The organism is Pseudomonas sp. LM13 (assembly GCF_041381355.1).
Classification (GTDB): domain Bacteria; phylum Pseudomonadota; class Gammaproteobacteria; order Pseudomonadales; family Pseudomonadaceae; genus Stutzerimonas; species Stutzerimonas frequens.
This window is the reverse complement of sequence record NZ_JACBXH010000001.1, coordinates 263,290-282,986: the sequence shown is the minus strand read 5'-3', so window position 1 is coordinate 282,986 and position 19,697 is coordinate 263,290. Positions and strand designations below refer to the sequence as shown.

Annotated in this window: 16 protein-coding genes; 5 read left to right on the top strand and 11 right to left on the bottom strand. The window is 65.2% G+C overall.

Going from position 1 to position 19,697, the window contains the following annotated elements:
• Positions 1 to 3: 3 nt before the first annotated feature.
• Positions 4 to 2,610 carry a leucine--tRNA ligase gene (gene leuS, locus HZR81_RS01325; protein WP_500127110.1) on the bottom strand — a complete coding sequence of 869 codons (2,607 nt, stop codon included), beginning with the start codon at positions 2,608 to 2,610 and terminating at the stop codon, positions 4 to 6.
• 262 nt (positions 2,611 to 2,872) lie between these two features.
• On the opposite strand from leuS, the gene HZR81_RS01320 reads away from it, so the two are divergent.
• Positions 2,873 to 3,316 carry a hypothetical protein gene (locus HZR81_RS01320; RefSeq protein ID WP_174214544.1) on the top strand — a complete coding sequence of 148 codons (444 nt, stop codon included), beginning with the start codon at positions 2,873 to 2,875 and terminating at the stop codon, positions 3,314 to 3,316.
• 65 nt (positions 3,317 to 3,381) lie between these two features.
• Complete coding sequence (locus HZR81_RS01315) at positions 3,382 to 4,155, top strand: YdcF family protein (protein WP_500127109.1); 774 nt, start codon at positions 3,382 to 3,384, stop codon at positions 4,153 to 4,155.
• A gap of 36 nt (positions 4,156 to 4,191) precedes the next feature.
• Here HZR81_RS01315 and lnt read toward each other — a convergent pair whose 3' ends face one another.
• The 10 genes from lnt to HZR81_RS01265 form a co-directional block, all read right to left on the bottom strand.
• A complete protein-coding gene (lnt, locus tag HZR81_RS01310; protein ID WP_500127108.1) occupies positions 4,192 to 5,703 on the bottom strand; it encodes an apolipoprotein N-acyltransferase in 1,512 nt (503 codons plus the stop codon).
• 103 nt (positions 5,704 to 5,806) lie between these two features.
• The gene (locus HZR81_RS01305; RefSeq protein ID WP_063540862.1) at positions 5,807 to 6,649 is read right to left on the bottom strand and encodes a CorC family transporter; all 843 of its coding nucleotides are present in this window, start codon (positions 6,647 to 6,649) and stop codon (positions 5,807 to 5,809) included.
• Between the two features lie 10 nt (positions 6,650 to 6,659).
• Positions 6,660 to 7,142, bottom strand: a complete 483-nt coding sequence (ybeY, locus tag HZR81_RS01300; protein ID WP_500127107.1) for an rRNA maturation RNase YbeY — start codon at positions 7,140 to 7,142, stop codon at positions 6,660 to 6,662.
• On the bottom strand, positions 7,135 to 8,142 hold the full coding sequence (locus HZR81_RS01295; RefSeq protein WP_156245125.1) for a PhoH family protein: 1,008 nt from the start codon (positions 8,140 to 8,142) through the stop codon (positions 7,135 to 7,137). The genes ybeY and HZR81_RS01295 overlap by 8 nt, the downstream gene beginning before the upstream one ends.
• Positions 8,143 to 8,261: 119 nt before the next feature.
• Entirely contained in the window at positions 8,262 to 9,575 is a 1,314-nt protein-coding gene (gene miaB, locus HZR81_RS01290; RefSeq protein ID WP_063540865.1) for a tRNA (N6-isopentenyl adenosine(37)-C2)-methylthiotransferase MiaB, read from the bottom strand.
• A 97-nt stretch (positions 9,576 to 9,672) separates the two neighbouring features.
• Positions 9,673 to 10,209, bottom strand: a complete 537-nt coding sequence (locus HZR81_RS01285; RefSeq protein ID WP_063540866.1) for a tetratricopeptide repeat protein — start codon at positions 10,207 to 10,209, stop codon at positions 9,673 to 9,675.
• A gap of 117 nt (positions 10,210 to 10,326) precedes the next feature.
• Entirely contained in the window at positions 10,327 to 10,938 is a 612-nt protein-coding gene (locus HZR81_RS01280; RefSeq protein WP_500127106.1) for a hypothetical protein, read from the bottom strand.
• An 8-nt stretch (positions 10,939 to 10,946) separates the two neighbouring features.
• Entirely contained in the window at positions 10,947 to 12,230 is a 1,284-nt protein-coding gene (hemL, locus tag HZR81_RS01275; RefSeq protein ID WP_500127105.1) for a glutamate-1-semialdehyde 2,1-aminomutase, read from the bottom strand.
• Positions 12,231 to 12,282: 52 nt separating this feature from the next.
• Entirely contained in the window at positions 12,283 to 12,924 is a 642-nt protein-coding gene (thiE, locus tag HZR81_RS01270) for a thiamine phosphate synthase (RefSeq protein WP_500127104.1), read from the bottom strand.
• Between the two features lie 14 nt (positions 12,925 to 12,938).
• On the bottom strand, positions 12,939 to 13,733 hold the full coding sequence (locus tag HZR81_RS01265; RefSeq protein ID WP_500127103.1) for a hydroxymethylpyrimidine/phosphomethylpyrimidine kinase: 795 nt from the start codon (positions 13,731 to 13,733) through the stop codon (positions 12,939 to 12,941).
• Positions 13,734 to 13,958: 225 nt separating this feature from the next.
• On the opposite strand from HZR81_RS01265, the gene HZR81_RS01260 reads away from it, so the two are divergent.
• From HZR81_RS01260 to scpC, 3 genes are all read left to right on the top strand, one after another.
• A complete protein-coding gene (locus tag HZR81_RS01260; protein WP_500127102.1) occupies positions 13,959 to 15,920 on the top strand; it encodes a sensor histidine kinase in 1,962 nt (653 codons plus the stop codon).
• A 129-nt stretch (positions 15,921 to 16,049) separates the two neighbouring features.
• Positions 16,050 to 17,696 carry an acyl-CoA dehydrogenase family protein gene (locus HZR81_RS01255; protein WP_500127101.1) on the top strand — a complete coding sequence of 549 codons (1,647 nt, stop codon included), beginning with the start codon at positions 16,050 to 16,052 and terminating at the stop codon, positions 17,694 to 17,696.
• Between the two features lie 488 nt (positions 17,697 to 18,184).
• Positions 18,185 to 19,696, top strand: a complete 1,512-nt coding sequence (scpC, locus tag HZR81_RS01250; RefSeq protein WP_023444942.1) for a succinyl-CoA:acetate CoA-transferase ScpC — start codon at positions 18,185 to 18,187, stop codon at positions 19,694 to 19,696.
• Position 19,697: the final 1 nt, after the last annotated feature.

Below are 19,697 nucleotides of genomic sequence, written 5' to 3'. Positions count from 1 at the left end.
GAATCAGTTAGCGACGATGTTGACCAGCTTGCCCGGCACCACGATGACCTTGCGGATGGTCAGGCCTTCGGTGAAGCGCAGCACGTTCTCGTTGCCGCGCGCGGCGGTCTCCACCTCTTCGCGGCTGGCGCTGGCCGGCACTTCGATCTGGCCACGCAGCTTGCCGTTGACCTGCACCACCAGAGTCAGGCTGTCCTGCACGAGGGCGGATTCGTCGACCTTCGGCCATTGCGCATCGATGATCGTGCCGCTCTTGCCCAGCCGCTGCCAGAGTTCGTGAGAGATGTGCGGAGTGATCGGGGCCAGCAGCAGGGCGACCGTTTCCAGGCCTTCCTGCAGCAGAGCACGGTCCTGCTCGCTGGTGGTCGGCGCCTTCTCCAGCACGTTCATCAGCGTCATCACCTGGGCAATGGCGGTATTGAACTTGTGGTGCTGGCCGACATCGGTGCTGGCCTGCTTGATCGCCAGGTGAATCGCGCGGCGCACGGCCTTCTGTTCGTCGTTCAATGCGGCCAGATCGAGCGTACCCGGCAGCCCGGCGCTGACGTGCGCGTGGGCCAGACGCCAGACGCGGCGCAGGAAGCGGCTGGCGCCCTCGACGCCGGAGTCGGACCACTCCAGGCTCATGTCCGGCGGCGAGGCGAACATCATGAACAGGCGGCAGGTGTCGGCGCCGTAGGCGTCGATCATCGCCTGCGGGTCGACGCCGTTGTTCTTGGACTTGGACATCTTCTCGGTGCCGCCGATTTCCACCGGCTGCCCGTCGGTCTTCAGCCTGGCGCCGATGACCTTGGCCTTGGCATCACGCTCGACCACGACGTCGGCCGGGTTGAACCAGTCCTTGCCGCCGTTTTCCAGGGTGCGGTAGTAGGTTTCGGCGACCACCATGCCCTGGGTCAGCAGGTTCTTGAACGGTTCGTTGGAGCTGACCAGCCCTTCGTCGCGCATCAGCTTGTGGAAGAAGCGTGCGTAGAGCAGGTGCAGGATGGCGTGTTCGATACCGCCGATGTACTGATCCACCGGCAGCCAGTGGTTGGCCGCCTGCGGGTCGACCATGCCCTTGTCATAGTTCGGACTGGCGTAGCGGGCAAAGTACCAGGACGACTCCACGAAGGTGTCCATGGTGTCGGTTTCGCGCTTGGCCGGGGCGCCGCATTTCGGGCAGGTGCATTCGTAGAACTCGGGCATCCTGGCCAGCGGCGAGCCTGCGCCGTCCGGCACCACGTCTTCGGGCAACACCACCGGCAGCTGGTCTTCCGGCACCGGCACGTCGCCACAGCTGTCGCAATGGATGATCGGGATCGGGCAGCCCCAGTAGCGCTGGCGGCTGATGCCCCAGTCGCGCAGACGAAACTGGGTGCGCGCCTGGCCGAGGCCTTTCTTCTGCAGCGCCACTTCGATGGCGTCGAAGGCACCTTCGAAATCCAGGCCGTCATAGATGCCGGAGTTGATCAGCTGGCCGTGCTCGCCGTAGGCGTCCTGCCAGGGCGCGGGCGTCTCGTCGCCGGCGCTGGTGCGCACCACCGGCTTGATCGGCAGGCCGTACTTGCTGGCGAATTCGAAGTCGCGCTCGTCATGCGCCGGCACGGCCATGACTGCGCCTTCGCCGTAGTTCATCAGTACGTAGTTGGCGACCCATACCGGCAGCAGTTCACCGGTCAGCGGATGCTGCACGCGCAGGGAGGTGGCCAGGCCTTTCTTTTCCTGGGTGGCGATGTCGGCTTCGGCGACGCCGCCGCGCTTGCACTCGTCGATGAAGGCCTGCAGCTCGGGGTTGTTCTGCGCGGCGAGAGTGGCCAGCGGATGTTCCGCTGCAACGGCCACGTAGGTCGCACCCATCAGCGTATCGGGGCGGGTGGTGAAGACCTTCATCACGCCTTCGCTGCCGATGCTGGCGACGTCGTAGGGGAAGCTGATCTCCATGCCGCGCGACTTGCCGATCCAGTTGCGCTGCATGGTCTTGACCTGCTCGGGCCAGCCATCCAGCTCGTCCAGGCTTTCCAGCAGCTCGTCCGCGTAGGCGGTGATCTTGAAGTAGTACATCGGGATTTCGCGCTTCTCGATCAGCGCGCCCGAACGCCAGCCGCGGCCGTCGATGACCTGCTCGTTGGCCAGCACGGTCTGGTCCACCGGGTCCCAGTTCACGGTGCCGTTCTTGCGATAGATCACGCCCTTTTCGTACAGGCGGGTGAACAGCCACTGCTCCCAACGGTAATAGTCGGGCTTGCAGGTGGTGACTTCACGGGTCCAGTCGACCGCCAGGCCCAGGCTTTTCAGCTGGGCCTTCATGTAGGCGATGTTCTCGTAAGTCCACTTCGCCGGCGCCACCTGATTTTTCATCGCGGCGTTCTCGGCCGGCATGCCGAAGGCGTCCCAGCCCATGGGCTGCAGGACGTTCTTGCCCTGCATGCGCTGGTAGCGGGCGATCACGTCGCCGATGGTGTAGTTGCGCACGTGGCCCATGTGCAGCTTGCCGCTGGGGTAGGGGAACATCGACAGGCAATAGAAGGTGTCCTTGCCGGGCTGTTCGCTCACTTCAAAGGATTTCTGCGAATCCCAGTGGGATTGCGCGGCGGCTTCGATCTCGCGGGGCTGATACTGTTCGTGCATGGCTACTGGCGTTGGATAGGGGCTGGCTCTCCGCGAATGCGCTGGCGCAGGCTCGGCTGGCAGGTCGGAACGACCTTGTGCAAACGCGACCCGGCGGGTGGCGGACGGAGGCATGGAAGCGCCGTAGCATACATGACCCCCCGCAGCCTAGGGAAACCCGATTTGCCGTCAGCGCCGAGGGTTCCGTCCGTCGCGTCCGGCTTGAGCGAGCCAGGCTGAGCTACGCTTGATCCAGGGGCCGGACAAATGCGAGGTATGTCCAATGGAAAGAGAGTCGCAATCAGAGGACAGCAGTCTGTATGCGCGGGTGCTGCAGCGCTTGAGTTCGGCGCTGCAGGAGGCAGAGCGTGGCGAATCAGGTGCCGCTGGCGAACTGGAGGTCGGCGGGTTGACGCCGGCGGAATTCGAGTTGATTCGCGCCTATCTGCAACGTGATTCCCAATGGCTTTCCGGCTGGCATGCGGCTGCCGAGGAACAGGCTCATCTCACGCGCCAGGCGATGCGGCCAGCCGTGCGTGGTGGCGGGCGGCAGCGCCATGGCGCACGCCTCAGGCATGCGCCGCTGCACCTGCAGCAGAGCCTCAGCTGCGCACTTTGCAATACCAAGGTGACCTGGCCGGAAGGTGCCGGGCCTGCGATGTGTCCGGCCTGCGGCTCGCAGCTGCTACGTGCACGGCAACGTCTGCAGACCTACCCGCGCCACTGAGCGCCCCCTGCGCCGACAAATCGGCCGACAGCCGCTAGAGTGTCGACCTTTGCCGGAGAGCTGGGATGCCCATTCGTTATTTCTTCAAGCAACTGCTGTTGCCGCCGGGGGGACTGCTGCTCCTGTTGCTGCTGGGCTGGTGGCTGCGCCGACGCGCTCCGAGGCTGGCGGCGCTGTGTTTCGTCACCGGCTTCGGTGGGCTCTGGCTGATGAGCCTGCCGATCGTCGTCGAATGGACGGCGCGCGCGGTGGAGCGCGAGCCGGCACTGGCCGAGGCGCACTGGCCGAAGTTGAGCGGGCAGGCTGGTGCCATCGTGGTACTGGGCGCCGGCCGGGAGCAGAACGATCCGGCCTGGGGTGGAGATCAGCCCGGTTACGTAGCGCTGGAGCGCCTGCGCTATGCCGCGCGCGTCGCCAAGGCATCTGGCCTGCCGATTCTCACCAGCGGGGGCCTGCACTACGGCCAGCCGCCCAGCGAAGCTATGCTTGGCGCCGAGGTGTTGCAGCGCGATCTAGGCGTCGCCACGCGCTGGCTGGAGGAGCGCAGCCGTACGACCTGGGAGAATGCCGTGTTCAGTGCCGAGATGTTGCGCTCGGCTGGCATCGAGCGGGTGGTGCTGGTCACCTCGGCCGCGCACATGCCTCGTTCGCGTTGGTGCTTCGAGCAGAACGGCATCGAAGTGATTGCCGCGCCAGTGGGCTTCATGGGCGTGCCCAACGGCCGCCCTTTGAACGGCTGGCTGCCGGAGGCCAAGGCTTACTGGCAGAACGGCATGCTGCTCAATGAAATCGTCGGCATGGCGGTGTACCCGCTGGTTTATCGCTCGGAGAACGATTGAGCGGAACGCTTTCATTCGTAGGGGCTCAGGGGGCCCCTATGCGGACTTGCGTCTGACCAGTGCCCAGCCGAGCAGCAACACGCATGTCACGATCAGCGGCCAGGAACGCCAGCGCAGGTAGGGCGTCAGCCCCTGCATCGGCGTGACCTCGCCATACAGCACGGCCTGTTCGAACTGCGGAATCTGCTCGGTGATGCGCCCGTACGGGTCGATCAGCACGGTGATGCCGCTGTTGGTTGCGCGGATCATCCAGCGTCCGGCCTCCAGGGCGCGCATCTGCGCCATCTGCAGGTGCTGCAGCGGGCCGATGGAGCGGCCGAACCAGGCGTCGTTGCTCACCGTCAGCAGCAGGTCGCTTTGCGCCGCGAGGCCCGCGGCGAACTCCGGATAGACCACCTCATAGCAGATGTAGGGCGCGATCTGCAGGCCTCTGGCCTGTAGCAGCGGCTGGCCGGGTTCGCCGCGGGCGAAATCGGACATCGGCAGGTCGAAGAAGGCGATCAGCCCGCGCAACAGTTCCTGCAGCGGCACATACTCGCCGAACGGCACCAGCTTCTGCTTGAGGTAGGTACCGGCACCCTCGCCAGTGGTGGTCAGGCCGTTGTAGTAGCGCAGCTCGCCCTCGGCGTTGGGCTGACGCACCGGCACGCCGGTGATGAGCGCCGATCCGCGCTGCTTGGCGAAGCCGGCCATCATTGTCAGGTAGCCTTCGGCGTGTTCCTTGAGGATAGGCACGGCGGTTTCCGGCCAGACGATCAGGTCCGCCGGACGGCTGCGAAAGGTCATGTCGCGATACAGCAGCAGCTGCATCTCGAGCTTCTTCGGGTCCCACTTCATGCTCTGCTCGACGTTGCCCTGCACGGCAACCACGCTCAAGGGCTCGCCCTTGTCTTGGGTCCAGGCGCGATCCTTGAGCGCCAGGCCGATCAGCCAGGGGGCGATCAGCAACAGGACGCCAGCCAGCAGGCGCGGCTTGTCGGCACGCAGTCGCGGCAGCGCGACCAGCAGGGTGGCGCTCAGGGCGATGGCGAAGCTCAGCAGCCAGACGCCACCCACCGGCGCCAGCCCGGATAGCGGGCCGTCGAGCTGGCTGTAGCCGATATAGAGCCAGGGAAAGCCAGTGAGCAGCCAGCCACGCAGTGCGTCGAAGGCCAGCCAGAGCGCGGCGAAGGCCAGCGCGTCACCGAGCGCGGAATGGCGATTGCGCAGCAGCCGCACCCAAAGCCAGCCGAGCAGGGCGAAGAACAGCGCCAGGCCGGCGACGAAGCCGAGCGTGAGCAGGCCGGCCAGTGGCGGCGACGCCGCGCCGAAATCATGGATGCTGACATAGACCCAGCTGACGCCCGAGGCGAACAGGCCAAAGCCGTAGCACCAGCCGCGTTGCGCCGCCTGCTTTGGCCCGGTTTCGCGCAGGCTGAGGTAGAGCAGTGCGACCGACAACAGGGCCAGTGGCCAGATGTCGAAGGGCGCCAGGGAGAGGGTGGTCAGCGTGCCGGCCAGCAGGGCCAGCAGATTGCCCGGCCAGCCGGGGCGGGTGAACCAGTGCATGAGGTTTCCTTGCGCAGGGATTGCGGCGCAGGCTACGGGCAACGTCGCGATCGGGCAAGCTGCCCGGCGGCTCGCCGCCCGTAGGTGGGCGGCAAGTCGCAGGTCATGCGCTTTCCAGGCGACTCAGGCGCAGCATGTGCACGCGGCGGCTGTCGGCGTTCAATACGCGAACGCGGAAGCCGTCGATCTCGGTCACCTCGTTGCGCTTGGGCAGATGGCCGAAGGTGCTCATCACCAGGCCGGCGACAGTATCGAACTCATCGTCGGGGAAGGCGCTGCCGAAGTACTCGTTGAAGCTGTCGATCGGTGTCAGCGCCTTGACCAGGAAGTCGCCACTCGGCAGCGGGCGGATATAGCTGTCTTCCTCGACGTCGTGCTCGTCCTCGATGTCGCCGACGATCTGCTCGAGCACGTCCTCAATGGTCACCAGGCCGGCCACGCCGCCGTACTCGTCGATGACGATGGCCATGTGATTGTGGTTGGCGCGGAACTCGCGCAGCAGCACATTGAGACGCTTGGATTCGGGCACGAAGGTGGCCGGGCGCAGCAGGTCCTTGATGTCGAAGTTGTGATGCTCATCCTTGAGAATCAGCGGCAGCAGATCCTTGGCCAGCAGCACGCCGATCACCTCGTCGAGGCTCTCGCCGACCACCGGGTAGCGCGAATGCGCGGCGGCGATGATGGCGGGCAGAAATTCGCGTGGCGATTGGTCGGCCTTGATGCTGATCACCTGCGAGCGCGGCACCATGATGTCGCGTACCTGCAGGTCGGCGACCTGGATGGCGCCTTCGACGATGGCTAGCGCCTCGTTGTCGAGCAGCTTGTTCTGGTGGGCTTCGCGCAGGATCTCCAGAAGCTCCTGGCGATTCTTGGGTTCATGGGCAAAAGCCTGGGTGATTCTTTCCAGCCAGGTCTTCTGCCCGCTGATCGATCGATCTTCGCTCATGTCGTTTGACTCAAGAGTCCTTGCAAATGCCCGTTTCGGGCGAATCTTCAGCATAGGGGTCGGGATGCCCCAGTTCGGTCAGCAGCTGGCGCTCCAGCGCTTCCATTTCCTCGGCTTCGGCATCCTCGATGTGGTCGTAGCCGAGCAGATGCAGGCAGCCGTGGATGACCAGGTGGGCCCAGTGCGCGTCGAGGGCCTTGCCCTGTTCCGCCGCCTCGCGCTCGACCACCGGCACGCAGATCACCAGGTCGCCGAGCAGCGGGATGTCGAGAAACTCGTCCGGCACGTCGGCCGGGAACGACAGCACGTTGGTGGCGTAGTCCTTCTGCCGCCAGGTGCGGTTCAGCTCGCGGCCTTCGGCTTCGTCGACCAGGCGAATGGTCAGTTCTGAATCGCCGCTGCGCTGGCGCAACGCCAGTTCGCACCAGCGTTGCAGGTCTGCCGCAGCGGGCGTGGCGCCATCGCTGGCGCATTGCAGGTCGAGTTCAATCATCGGCGGCATCCCGCGCGGCGCGCTTGCTGGCCGGCGACTGACGATCCTCGAACGACTCGTACGCCTCGACGATGCGTTGCACCAGCGGGTGGCGCACCACGTCCTTGGGCTTGAAGTGGGTGAAGCTGATGCCGTTGACGTCCTTGAGCACCTCGATGACATGCGCCAGGCCGCTCTTGGTACCCCGCGGCAGGTCGACCTGGGTGATGTCGCCGGTGATCACCGCGGTGGAGCCGAAGCCGATCCGCGTGAGGAACATCTTCATCTGTTCCTGGGTGGTGTTCTGGCTTTCATCGAGGATGATGAAGCTGTTGTTCAGCGTGCGCCCGCGCATGTAGGCCAGCGGGGCGATCTCGATCACCTGTTTCTCGATCAGTCGCGCCACGTGCTCGAAGCCAAGCATTTCGTAGAGCGCGTCATAGAGCGGGCGCAGATAGGGGTCGATCTTCTGCGCCAGGTCACCGGGCAGGAAACCGAGCTTCTCGCCGGCTTCCACCGCCGGACGCACCAAGAGGATGCGGCGCACCTGCTCGCGTTCCAGTGCGTCCACCGCGCAGGCCACCGCCAGGTAGGTCTTGCCGGTACCGGCCGGGCCAACACCGAAGTTGATGTCGTTGTCGAGAATGGCCTTTACATAGCGCTGCTGGTTGGCACCGCGCGGGCGGATCATGCCTTTCTTGGTGCGCAGCGCCACGCCCTGGTGGGCGTTCGGGTTGGCCAGTTCCTCCATGCCGGATTCCTGCAGGTACAGGTGCACCATGTCCGGGGACAGCTCGGTGGTCTTGGTCTCGCGGTACAGGCGGCGCAGGAGATTCTCGGCGGATTTGGCCACGTTGCTCGGGCCGACCAGTTCGAACTGATTGCCGCGGTTGCGGATTTCCAGCTCCAGGCGCTGTTCGATCAGGCGCAGATGCTCGTCGAACTGGCCGCAGAGATTGGCGAAGCGACGGGCTTCAAAGGGTTCGAGGGTGAAACGATGCGGTTCTATGGGTGCGTTCAAGGGCTTTTATATGTGGCCGATATCGGCGAAATGATGAAAGAAGAATAGCGCTGCGGGCGCGAAGCGAAAAGCGCAGTCGCGGCCCCGATGCATTCACATGGGGGCCGCATTCCGGCTTCTCAAGCTAGCAAGGTGCCACGCAGCGAGTGTGGCAGCGCGTCATCGATGTGTACGTCGACGAACTGGCCGATCAGTCGCGGGTTGTCGCAGCGGAAGTTGACGATGCGATTGTGCTCGGTACGGCCCTGCAGCATGCCTGGGTCCTTCTTCGAATAGTCGCTGACGAGGATGCGCTGGGTGGTGCCGACCATTCGTCGGCTATTCTCGAAACCCTGCTGATTGATGCGCTGCTGCAGGATGGCCAGACGCTGCTTCTTGACCTCTTCCGGCGTGTCGTCGGCGAGGTCCGCTGCCGGGGTGCCGGGGCGTGCGCTGTAGACGAAGGAGTAGGAGAAGTCGAAGCCGACGTCCTCGATCAGCTTCATGGTCTGCTCGAAGTCCTTATCGGTCTCGCCGGGGAAGCCGACGATGAAATCCGAGCTGATCAGGATATCCGGCACGGCGGCCTTGAGCCGACGGATGCGCGACTTGTACTCGAGCGCGGTGTGGTTGCGCTTCATCGCCGCGAGGATTCGGTCGGAGCCAGCCTGCACCGGCAGGTGCAGGTACTTCACCAGCTGCGGGATGTCCGCATGGGCCTGAATGATGGCGTCGGAGAACTCCAGCGGGTGGCTGGTGGTGTAACGGATGCGACCGATACCTTCGATCGCCGCTACCGCGTGCAGCAGGTCGGCGAAGTCGTGGCCGTCGTGGCGATAGCCGTTGACGTTCTGCCCCAGCAGGGTGACTTCCTTCACGCCGTTCTCGGCCAGGTGCACGATTTCCGCCAGCACATCGGCCAGCGGCCGGCTGACTTCCTCGCCGCGGGTGTAGGGCACCACGCAGAAGGTGCAGTACTTGCTGCAGCCTTCCATGACCGAGACGAAGGCGCTGGGGCCGTCGACGCGGGGTTCGGGCAGGCGGTCGAATTTCTCGATCTCGGGGAAGGAAATGTCCACCTGCGGCGTCTTGGTTGTGCGCGCGGCGTCGATCATTTCCGGCAGGCGGTGCAGCGTCTGCGGGCCGAAGACCACATCGACGTAAGGCGCGCGGTCGCGGATCGCCGCGCCTTCCTGGCTGGCGACGCAGCCACCGACGCCGATGACCAGTTGCGGATTGTCCTGTTTCAGTTCGCGCCAGCGGCCCAGCTGCGAAAAGACCTTTTCCTGGGCCTTTTCGCGGATCGAGCAGGTATTAAGAAGAATCACGTCGGCTTCTGCCGGATTCTCGGTGATCTCCATGGCCTGGTGTTCGCCCAGCAGGTCCACCATGCGCGAGCTGTCGTACTCGTTCATCTGGCAGCCGTGGGTTTCGATGAAAAGCTTGCGGGTCATGTTACGGGCCGGCGTTGTGCAAAAAATGACCGGCGATTATATGCCCATGGCCGGGCAGGGGAAAGCGCGGACGGATACCGCAGGGGGCACCGGTTTCTCAGGGGATCTGCGGGGCGTCGGCGGCCTGCAGCTGCATCAGGTAGTCGCGGAAGATCTGGCCGAGCACCTGGCTGGCAATCTCCAGCTCATCCCGGCGCATCTGCGCGGAGACGCGGTCGGCGGTATCCAGCGCTTCATCCTCGCCGTTGACCGCGGCCATCTTCAGCACAATATAGGCCTGCACATTGTTGGCCTTGACGCCTTCGCCGCGGAAGAACATCACACCGAGACGGTGCTGCGCCGCCGCATGGCCGCGCAGCGATGCCTGTTCGAACCAGTACAGCGCCTTGGCCAGATCGCGTGGCGCACGTTTGCCGTCGTAGTGGAATTCGCCCAGCTCGTAGGCGGCCTGCACGTCGCCATCGCTGGCCGCCTGCTGGCAGCTGCGCAGCGCTTCAGGCAATTCCTCGGGCAGCGTATCGAGGGCACAACGGGCGGTCGCCGGGATCAGCAGGGTGTTCCCGCCAGCCAAAGCCGTGAGAGGCGAGAGAAGCAGCAGACAGCCCAAAGACAGGATGCGGCCGGTGCGGATCATGAAAATCTGGCGCCTCGAGGAGCAGGGCGATAATGAAAGGCTGGAACGAGCCAGCCGTCACATTATGGATAAGCTGCAGTCTGCTTACAAAGGCTTTAACGGCCTGCCATCGGCTTTTTATGCGGCCGTTGGCTGTTGCTCGCGCGCGCTGCCCGGTAACCGCAGCAGCAGGACTGCCAGCAGCGGACTGGCGATCGCCAGCAGCAGCGGCTCTGCCCCGGCGAACGGGTTGCCGATCGCCATGCTGCCAGGCAACGGCAGCATGAGCGGCAACAGCACGCCGGCCGTGACGCCGGCGCCACTCGGCAGACGGTCCGGCCATTGCAGCACGGCGGCATAGATCACCAGCAACGCGCTGGCCAGCAGCAGGCCGAGCGCATAGGGCTCGCTCCAGCCGAGCTGTCGTGCCAGTTCGAAAAACACGCACAGGCCCAGCACCACGCGGCCCCAGTTCGGCCGGCTCCAGGCCCAGCGTCGCGCCAGGGTCAGTGCAGCCAGGGCGAGCAGGGGCAAACCGAGCAGCAGGCTGGCGCGTTCCAGCCACTGCTGGGCCTCGGCCAATCCACCGGCGAGGGCGGTTGCCCCGCTGGCCGCGGCAAGGATGAAGGCGAGCATCGCGCTGAACAGCGCCGGTTGATCCGCTTCGCCGTAACGGCGCCGGGCGCGACCGACAAGGATCGCGCTGGTGGCCGCGGCAACTGTCAGTAGCAGGGCCTGCAGCAGTTCCATCGGCGTATTCACTTGAGCTTGGCGAAGGCGCGCTCGGCGGCGTCGAGGGTGATGGCCAGCTCCTTATCGCCGTGGGCGATGGAGGTGAAACCGGCCTCGAACGCGCTCGGCGCCAGGTACACACCGCCCTCGAGCATCAGGTGGAAGAAGCGCTTGAAGCGATCGGCGTCGCTGGCCATGACGTCGGCAAAGGTCACGATGTCGTCGGCGCCGCTGAAATACAGGCCGAACATGCCGCCGACCTGAGTGGTGACGAAGGGGATGCCGGCGGCATCGGCGCGATCCTGCAGACCCTGCAGCATGCGGCTGGTATAGGCGCTCAGGGCATCATGGAAGCCGGGGCGGCTGATCAGCTCGAGGGTGGTCAGGCCGGCGGCCATGGCCAGTGGGTTGCCCGATAGCGTGCCAGCCTGGTAGACCGGGCCGAGCGGGGCGATGCGTTCCATGATGGCGCGCTTGCCGCCGAAGCAGCCGACCGGCATGCCGCCGCCGATGATCTTGCCGAAGGTCGACAGGTCCGGCGTCACGCCGTAGTAGGCCTGGGCGCCGCCGAGGGCGACGCGGAAACCGGTCATCACCTCGTCGAAGATCAGCACCACGCCGTGCGTGTCGCACAGGCGGCGCAGGCCTTCGAGGAAGCCCGGTGCCGGCGGCACGCAGTTCATGTTGCCGGCGACCGGCTCGACGATGATGCAGGCGACCTGCTCGCCCTTTTCCTTCAGCGTGGCTTCGACTTCGGCGAGGTCGTTGTAGGCCAGGGTCAGGGTGTGCTTGGCAAAGTCCGCCGGCACGCCCGCTGAGCTGGGTACGCCCTGGGTCAGGGCGCCGGAGCCGGCCTTGACCAGCAGGCTGTCGGAGTGGCCGTGGTAGCAGCCTTCGAACTTGATGATGGCGTCGCGCCCGGTGTAGCCGCGGGCCAGGCGGATCGCACTCATGGTCGCTTCGGTGCCGGAGCTGACCATGCGCACCATCTCCATGGACGGCACCAGGCGGCAGACCAGTTCGGCCATCTCGGTTTCCATCGCGGTTGGCGCGCCGTAGGACAGCCCGTGCTCGAGCTGGCGACGGACCGCATCCAGTACCTGCGGGTGGCTGTGGCCGAGGATCATCGGACCCCAGGAGCCGACGTAGTCGACGTAGCGCTTGTCGTCCTCATCGATGACATAGGCGCCTTCGGCGTGCTTGAGGAACAGCGGGGTGCCGCCGACGCTGCGGAACGCACGAACCGGCGAGTTGACGCCGCCGGGGATGTGGGTCTGAGCGCTGGCGAAGAGGATTTCGGAACGGGACATGCGGGCCTCGCAAAACAGGGGCGGACGGCGTTAGCAGCCCGCCGTGGCGGAATCAGGGCGTGTTGAACAGTTGGCTGAAGGCCTGGGCGCGGCGCTCGACCTCGGCGGCACTGTCGGCGGCGAGCAAGGCGTGGATCACGGCGATCATCTGCACGCCGGCGGCGATCAGTGACGGCGCGGTGTCCAGCGTGATGCCACCGATGGCGACGATGGGCAGGCCGATACGGGCGCGAGCTTCACGCAGCAGTTCTTGATTGGCTGCCGGTGCGCCGGGTTTGGTGTGGGACTGGAAGAAACGGCCGAAGGCAACGTAGCTGGCACCCTCGCGAGCGGCCTGCTCGGCTAGCGGCAGTTGCGCATGGCAGGTGGCGCCGATGATCGCCTGACGCCCGAGCAGGGCCCGCGCGGCGGCCAGCGAACCATCTTCCTGGCCCAGGTGCAGGCCGACGCCCAGGCGCGCAGCCAGTTCGGCATCGTCGTTGATGATCAGCTGTGCGCCGTGGCGGGCGCAGAGTTCCTGCAGCGCATCGGCCTCGCGCAGCCGCCGCGCTTCGTCGCCGGTCTTGTCGCGGTACTGCAGCAGGCGGGCGCCGCCCTTCAGTGCGGCTTCGGCATAGGGCAGCAGGCGACCATCGGCCAGCAATGTGCTGTCGGTAATGGCGTACAGGCCGCGCAGGCGGGACGCTTCCTTCATGCGCTGCTCTCCAGTCAGGCCAGGTCCAGGGGCAGGCGGCGCGGCACGTACTGGCCGTGCCCGGGGGCCTCGGCATCGCGCAACGTGCGCCATGTGTAGTCGAGCGCCGAGCGGACCGCGCTGGTCAGTTCCTCGCCCAGTGCCAGACGGCCGGCCAAGGCGCTGGCCAGGGTGCAGCCGGAGCCGTGATAGCTGCCCGGCAGGCGCGCGCAGGTGAAGTCGTGACGGCTGCCGTCGCGGCAATACAGACGGTTGTGCACTTCGCTCTCGTCGCCATGGCCGCCGGTGATCAGCAGGTGGCGGATATGCGGCAGCAGGCGCTCGGCACACTCGTCGGCGCTGCCCTCCGGCAGTTCGGCAAGGATCCGAGCTTCCGGCAGATTCGGCGTGGCGATGGTGGAAACCGGGAACAGCCGCTCGCGCATGGCGTAGCCAACATCGTCCTTGCCCAGTGCACCGCCGCCGCCAGCGCGCAGCACCGGATCGCAGATCAGCGGCACACCGGGCAACTTGGCCATGATCTCGAGCACTGTCTCGACCATCTCCACCGAGCCGAGCATGCCCAGCTTCACCGCGGCGATGGGCAGGTCAGCGATCACCGCGTTGGCCTGGGCGAGTACCCATTCGCGGTCGAGCACGCGGAAGTCGGTGACGTTGACGGTGTCCTGCACGGTGAGCGCGGTGACGGTCGGCGCGGCGTGGCAGGCCTGCGCCAGCAGGGCTTCGATGTCAGCCTGCAGGCCGGCGCCGCCACTGGGATCGTGGCCGGACAGACAGAGGACGACGGGACGGGAAGTGAAGTTTTTCATGGCGTGCGAGCTTATCACCAAACAGAGGCGGCGGGACGCGGCAGTTGCAGGTCGAACGGTCATCCGGCGGTGCCTGCCGGCCATCGGAACGATCGCGACGCTGCACGTCCGCTTTTCCGGCTGGCCCAACTGCTGTGGTAGATTGCTGGCACTTTGATTACGGTCTGGGTGGCGGAGTTCATGGGACATGAGCTCGTTTTCGGCACTCGGCCAGCACGAGGCAACATGCGGCACGTCTTCCTGTTCATTCTGGCCTTCCTGCCCGTCCTGGCCGTTGCCGTCGAACTCGACGAAACCACTCGCCATCTGCCGCTCGGACGGCACATGCAGGTGTTCGAGGATCCGCACGGCCAGCTGCGGATCGAGGATGTCGCCGCGGCGGCTTTCGAGGAGCGTTTCCAGGCGCATCGCAAGGATGTGCTGAACGCCGGTTATTCGCGCTCCGTGCATTGGGTGCGTGTCGATCTGCACTATCGACCGCAGTCGTCGCCAGACGCGCGGCGCTGGTTGCTGGAGGTGGCCTATCCACCACTCGACAGCCTGCAGTTGTATCTGCCGGACGCTTCCGGCTCTTACCGCCTGGCTCGCGACACGGGCGACATCCAGCCCTGGGCCAGCCGCGAGATCGGGCAGGGCAATTACCTGTTCGAACTCGAGTTGCCGGCCAACCAGACGCAGCCCCTGTATTTGCGCGTGCAGAGCGAGGGGTCGGTCCAGGTCCCGCTGAGTCTTTGGTCGCACCACGCCTATCTCGAGGCGCAGCCCGGGCGACTCTATGTGCTCGGCATGATCTACGGTGTGCTGCTGGCGATGCTGGTTTACAACCTGTTCATCTATGTCAGCATCCGCGACCCCAGCTATCTGTATTACATCCTCTACATCGCCGCGTTCGGCCTTTATCAGGTCTCGGTGAACGGCGCGGGCGTGCAGTTTCTCTGGCCTGATCGACTTTGGTGGACCAACGCCGCGACGCCGCTGCTGATCGGCGCGACCGGCTTGTTCGGCTCGCTGTTCACCCGCAGCTTCCTGCGTACGGCCGAGCACAGTCGCTGGATCGACCGGCTGCTGCGGCTGATCATCGGTTTTTCGGTGGTGGTCATGGTGCTGGCGCTGACCACCGACTATGGCCTGTCGCTGCGCCTGGCCACCGCGCTGGCGCTGCTCTTCACCCTGGCGGTGTTCGCCGCCGGCATCCTGGCCTGGCTGCGCGGCATGCGTGTGGCGCGCTATTTCATCATTGCCTGGAGCGCGTTGCTGGTCGGAGGGCAGATCAACACCCTGATGGTGCTCGGCCACCTGCCGCACAACTTCCTGACGATGTACGCCAGCCAGCTGGGGGCGGCGCTGGAGGTGGTGCTGCTTTCGATGGCGCTGGCCGATCGCATCAATGCGCTGAAGGACGAGCGGGCAAAGATCCTGGAGAATGCCCGCTCCGACCTGGAACAGCTGAACCGCGAGCTGGCCGAGAGCAACCGGCTCAAGGACGAATTCCTCTCCAACATCAGTCACGAGCTGCGTACCCCAATGATGGGCGTGATGGGCGCGCTCGAGCTGCTGCCTACGTCAGAGTCGGCTGACGAGCTACAGCAGTACCAGCACATCGCTACCGGCTCGGCGCGCGACATGATGCGTCTGGTCAACAACATTCTGGCGCTGAGCGAGCTGCGTGCAGGCAAGTTGCGGCCCCGTATCGGAGAGTTCCGCCTGCGCCAGATGGCCGAGCGCTTGCACCAGCAATTCGCTCCCGCGGCGCAGGAAAAGGGCCTGGAGTTCGAGCTGGAGGTCGCCGCCAACCTGCCGGACCGCGTCTTCGGCGACGGCGAAAAGCTCGAACAGAGCCTGACCCACCTGCTCGACAACGCGCTCAAGTTCACGTCGCGCGGACACATCACGCTGCGCTTCGGTGGCGAACCAGGGCAGCATCACCTGCTGCTGCAGGCCGAGGTCATCGACACGGGCATCGGCTTCAGCGACGCCGATGAGGCGTTCCTCTACCACCAGTTCCGCCAGGTGGATGGTTCTATGACCCGGCGTTATGGCGGCCTCGGCATCGGCCTGGCGATCAGTCGCGGTCTGCTGGAAGTGATCGGCGGACAGCTCGATCAGCAGTCGCGTCCCGGCTTGGGCAGCCGTTTCCGCATCAGCGTTCGCCTGGCGCTCATCGATCCGCACCAGGTGATTGCCTGACGCGCGGACCTTTTGGCCGATACCTCGCTTCAACCGTCGCGTCAGCACATGCTTCACTGCCTGTGCGTCGCCGGTTGCCGGCTACGCTTGCTGGAAAACGCCGCATCGGTCAAGAAGGAGGACGTTTGGATGAATCCGCAAAGCTGCGCCGAAACCCACGAGGTCACCAATCAGGTTCCGCCCCTCGACGGCGCCAACCTCTACCGTCTCGACCTGCCGCTGCAGCAATGGGTGCAGCGCTACCATGCCGGCTGGGCGGCGGAACGTCTGGACGCCTACGGTGCGCTTGCCGGCGGCCCGTTGATGCAGGCCGGTTTTCTCGCCAACGAGAACAAGCCGGTGTTCAAGAGCCATGACCGCTACGGTCATCGCATCGATCTGGTGGAGTTTCACCCGGCCTATCACGAGCTGATGCGTGCAGCTATCGAGCACGGCATCCCCTCGCTGCCGTGGACCGATCCGCAGCCCGGCGCGCAGGTGGCGCGCGCCGCCCTGATGTACCTGCACAACCAGGCCGAAGCCGGCAGCAGTTGCCCGCTGACGATGACCTACGCCAGCGTGCCGGCGCTGCGCCTGCAGCCGGATCTCGCCGAGCGCTGGCTGCCGAAGATCCTCGCCACCGAATACGACCCGCGCAACCTGCCGATGGAGCAGAAGGCCGGCGTCACCATCGGCATGGCGATGACCGAGAAACAGGGCGGCACCGATGTGCGCGCCAACACGACCCGTGCCTTTGCAGTCGGTGCCGGGGGACCGGGGCAGGCCTACGAGCTGACCGGGCACAAGTGGTTCTGCTCGGCGCCGATGTGCGATGCCTTCCTCACCCTGGCGCAGACCGACAAGGGGCTGACCTGCTTCCTGCTGCCGCGGCATCGCCCGGACGGCACGCGCAACCAGTTCTACATCCAGCGCCTGAAGAACAAGCTGGGCAATTGGGCCAACGCCTCCAGCGAAGTCGAGTACCGTGGCGCGCTGGCCTGGATGGTCGGTGAGGAAGGGCGCGGCGTGCCGACCATCATCGAAATGGTCTCCTCGACCCGTTTCGACTGCATGATCGGCTCCAGCTCGCTGATGCGTCAGGCACTGACCCAGGCCCTGCATCACTGCGCGCACCGCCAGGTCGGCGGCCGGGTCCTGCTAAAGCAGCCGCTGATGCAGAACGTGCTGGCCGATCTCGCGCTGGAAAGCGAGGCGGCGCTGGCGCTGACCCTGCGCATGGGCCGCGCCCAGGACAATCACCATGACGAGCACGAAGACAAGTTCGCCCGGCTGGTCACCGCCGTCGGCAAATACTGGATCTGCAAGCGCGCACCGAACATGATCGCCGAGGCCAGCGAATGCCTGGGCGGCGCTGGTTATGTCGAGGAAACCATCCTGCCGCGGCTGTACCGTGAGGCGCCGGTGAATTCCATCTGGGAAGGTTCCGGCAACGTGCAGTGCCTCGATGTCTTGCGCGCGCTATCGAAGGAGCCGGGCGTGCTGGAGGTGCTGTTCGCCGAACTAGGCGACGGCCACGGTGATGCACGGCTGAAGGCGCATATCCAGCGTTTGAAGGCGGCCTTCGGCGACACCGAGGACATCCAGTACCGCGCCCGCCAGCTCACCGAGGACGTTGCCGTTGGCCTGCAGGCCAAGCTGCTGCTCGAAGCCGGCAACGCGGCCGTATCCGATGCCTTCATCGCCAGCCGCCTTGCAGGGCACGGACGGGTCTATGGGACGTTGCCGCGCGGGCTCGACATCGACGCAGTGCTGGCCCGGAGCGCTCCGCAGCTGTGATGGGGGACGTGGGACTGTGCCGTTGTAAACGCCCGGCCGGGTGCGAGCATGGCGACGAAGACCTGCTCGGGAAGTGACGGCGGTGTCCGGTTCGTTTCCAGATTTGACAGAGGTCGGGCGGCGCTTTGAGCGCGGTGACAGACCGGGCGCCCCGATTCCACGGCGTACGGCGGCGGGTGAATGCTGCACAGTCGGCCGCTCGTGGTTGCGCTGGGCGCGGATACCGGCTATGACCTCTCCTGTGCGGCGGCCTGCTAGTACCTTTGTATAACAGCCAAACGAGCTGGTGCTCCTAGAATGGGGCGAGCGACTACGTTACGGGGTTGCAAGTGCCGCATGATTTTTTGAGGTTCCGATATTGAGCGGCAAAAGACATGGGCGCTTTGTCTCCGGACATCAAGTGGCCGTCTCCCTGCCTCGTCAGGCCTGGCGAATTTCTTTGCAGAGCCTTCACGGACGAGCATTCGATGAGTTTCTGAGGTGAGTTCATGGCAACCGATCTAAACAAGTACATCCGCAACGCAGCGTTTCTCGACAAGGTCGTCTCGGCAGAAGAGGCCGCGTCGTGGATCGAGGACGGCATGACGCTGGGCATGAGCGGCTTCACCCTGTTCGGGGAGCCGAAGGTGTTTCCGAAGGCACTGTCCGAACGCGGCCAGCGCGAGAAATTCAAGGTCAACCTGTTCACCGGCGCGTCCATGGGCCCGGCAGCCGACCAGTCGATGGCCGAAGCCGGCATCATCAACAAGCGCATTCCGTATCAGGGCAACCCGGTGCAGCGCAAGAAGATCAACGCCGGCGAGGTGCTCTACATCGATCAGCACCTGTCGCACACCGCCGAGTTGCTGCGTCAGGGCGTGCTGCCGCAGGTCGACTACGCCATCATCGAGGCGGCGGCGATCACCGAGGATGGCCAGATCATCCCGACCGGTTCGGTCGGTAACTCACCGATCTTCGTGCAGAACGCCAAGCACGTGATCATCGAGCTGAACACCTCTGCTCCGCGCGAGTACGAAGGTATGCACGACATCTACATTCCCGGCCCGGCCGGCGAGGATTCGCGCAAGGACATCCCGGTCTACAACGTCAGCAAGCGCATCGGCTCGATCGGTATCCCGGTCGATCCGGCCAAGGTGCGCGGCATCGTGCTGTCCAGCGAGCCGGACATTCCTTCCCCGCTGTTCGAGCCGAACGCCGAAACCCAGAAGATCGCCGACAACCTGCTGGACTTCCTGCGCGAGGAAGTGAAGCTGGGACGCCTGACCAACAGCCTGGCTCCGCTGCAGTCCGGTGTGGGCTCGGTGGCCAACGCGGTGCTGGCCGGCATGAAGACTTCCGAGTTCAAGGACCTGACCGTCGCTTCCGAAGTGCTGCAGGACGGCGTTTTCGACCTGATCGACGCCGGAGTGGTGAAGTTCGCCGCCGCCACCGCCTTCTCCCTGTCGAAGAAGCGCGTGGACAACCTGGCCTCGGACCTCGCCAAGTACGCCGGCAAGGTGGTGTTCCGTCCGCAGGAGATCTCCAATCATCCGGAAGTGATCCGTCGGCTGGGGATCATCTCCTTCAACACTGCGCTGGAAGCCGACATCTACGGCAACGTGAACTCCACGCACGTCAACGGCACCCACATGATGAATGGTATCGGCGGCTCGGGTGACTTCGCCCGCAACGCACGTATCAGCATCTTCGTGACGACTTCGACGGCGAAGGACGGCAAGATCTCCTCCATCGTACCGTTCGTCACCCATGTGGATCACACCAACCACGACGTCGACGTGATCATCACCGAGCAGGGCTATGCCGATCTGCGCGGGCTGGCGCCCGTCGAGGCGGCGGCGCGAATCATCAACAACTGCATGCACCCGGATTACAGGGCCCAGGCGCTCGCCTACCTCGAAGAGGCGAAACAGCGTGGCGGCCACACCCCGCACGTGCTGGAAAAAGCCTTCTCCTGGCATGCCAACTTCGCCAAGAACGGTACCATGCTGCTGGACAAGTAAT

Coding starts and splice junctions, on each gene's coding strand:
- leuS (WP_500127110.1), bottom strand. CDS start 2,610: ATGCACGAACAGTATCAGCCCCGCGAGATCGAAGCCGCCGCGCAATCC.
- HZR81_RS01320 (WP_174214544.1), top strand. CDS start 2,873: ATGGAAAGAGAGTCGCAATCAGAGGACAGCAGTCTGTATGCGCGGGTG.
- HZR81_RS01315 (WP_500127109.1), top strand. CDS start 3,382: ATGCCCATTCGTTATTTCTTCAAGCAACTGCTGTTGCCGCCGGGGGGA.
- lnt (WP_500127108.1), bottom strand. CDS start 5,703: ATGCACTGGTTCACCCGCCCCGGCTGGCCGGGCAATCTGCTGGCCCTG.
- HZR81_RS01305 (WP_063540862.1), bottom strand. CDS start 6,649: ATGAGCGAAGATCGATCGATCAGCGGGCAGAAGACCTGGCTGGAAAGA.
- ybeY (WP_500127107.1), bottom strand. CDS start 7,142: ATGATTGAACTCGACCTGCAATGCGCCAGCGATGGCGCCACGCCCGCT.
- miaB (WP_063540865.1), bottom strand. CDS start 9,575: ATGACCCGCAAGCTTTTCATCGAAACCCACGGCTGCCAGATGAACGAG.
- HZR81_RS01285 (WP_063540866.1), bottom strand. CDS start 10,209: ATGATCCGCACCGGCCGCATCCTGTCTTTGGGCTGTCTGCTGCTTCTC.
- HZR81_RS01280 (WP_500127106.1), bottom strand. CDS start 10,938: ATGGAACTGCTGCAGGCCCTGCTACTGACAGTTGCCGCGGCCACCAGC.
- hemL (WP_500127105.1), bottom strand. CDS start 12,230: ATGTCCCGTTCCGAAATCCTCTTCGCCAGCGCTCAGACCCACATCCCC.
- thiE (WP_500127104.1), bottom strand. CDS start 12,924: ATGAAGGAAGCGTCCCGCCTGCGCGGCCTGTACGCCATTACCGACAGC.
- HZR81_RS01265 (WP_500127103.1), bottom strand. CDS start 13,733: ATGAAAAACTTCACTTCCCGTCCCGTCGTCCTCTGTCTGTCCGGCCAC.
- HZR81_RS01260 (WP_500127102.1), top strand. CDS start 13,959: ATGCGGCACGTCTTCCTGTTCATTCTGGCCTTCCTGCCCGTCCTGGCC.
- HZR81_RS01255 (WP_500127101.1), top strand. CDS start 16,050: ATGAATCCGCAAAGCTGCGCCGAAACCCACGAGGTCACCAATCAGGTT.
- scpC (WP_023444942.1), top strand. CDS start 18,185: ATGGCAACCGATCTAAACAAGTACATCCGCAACGCAGCGTTTCTCGAC.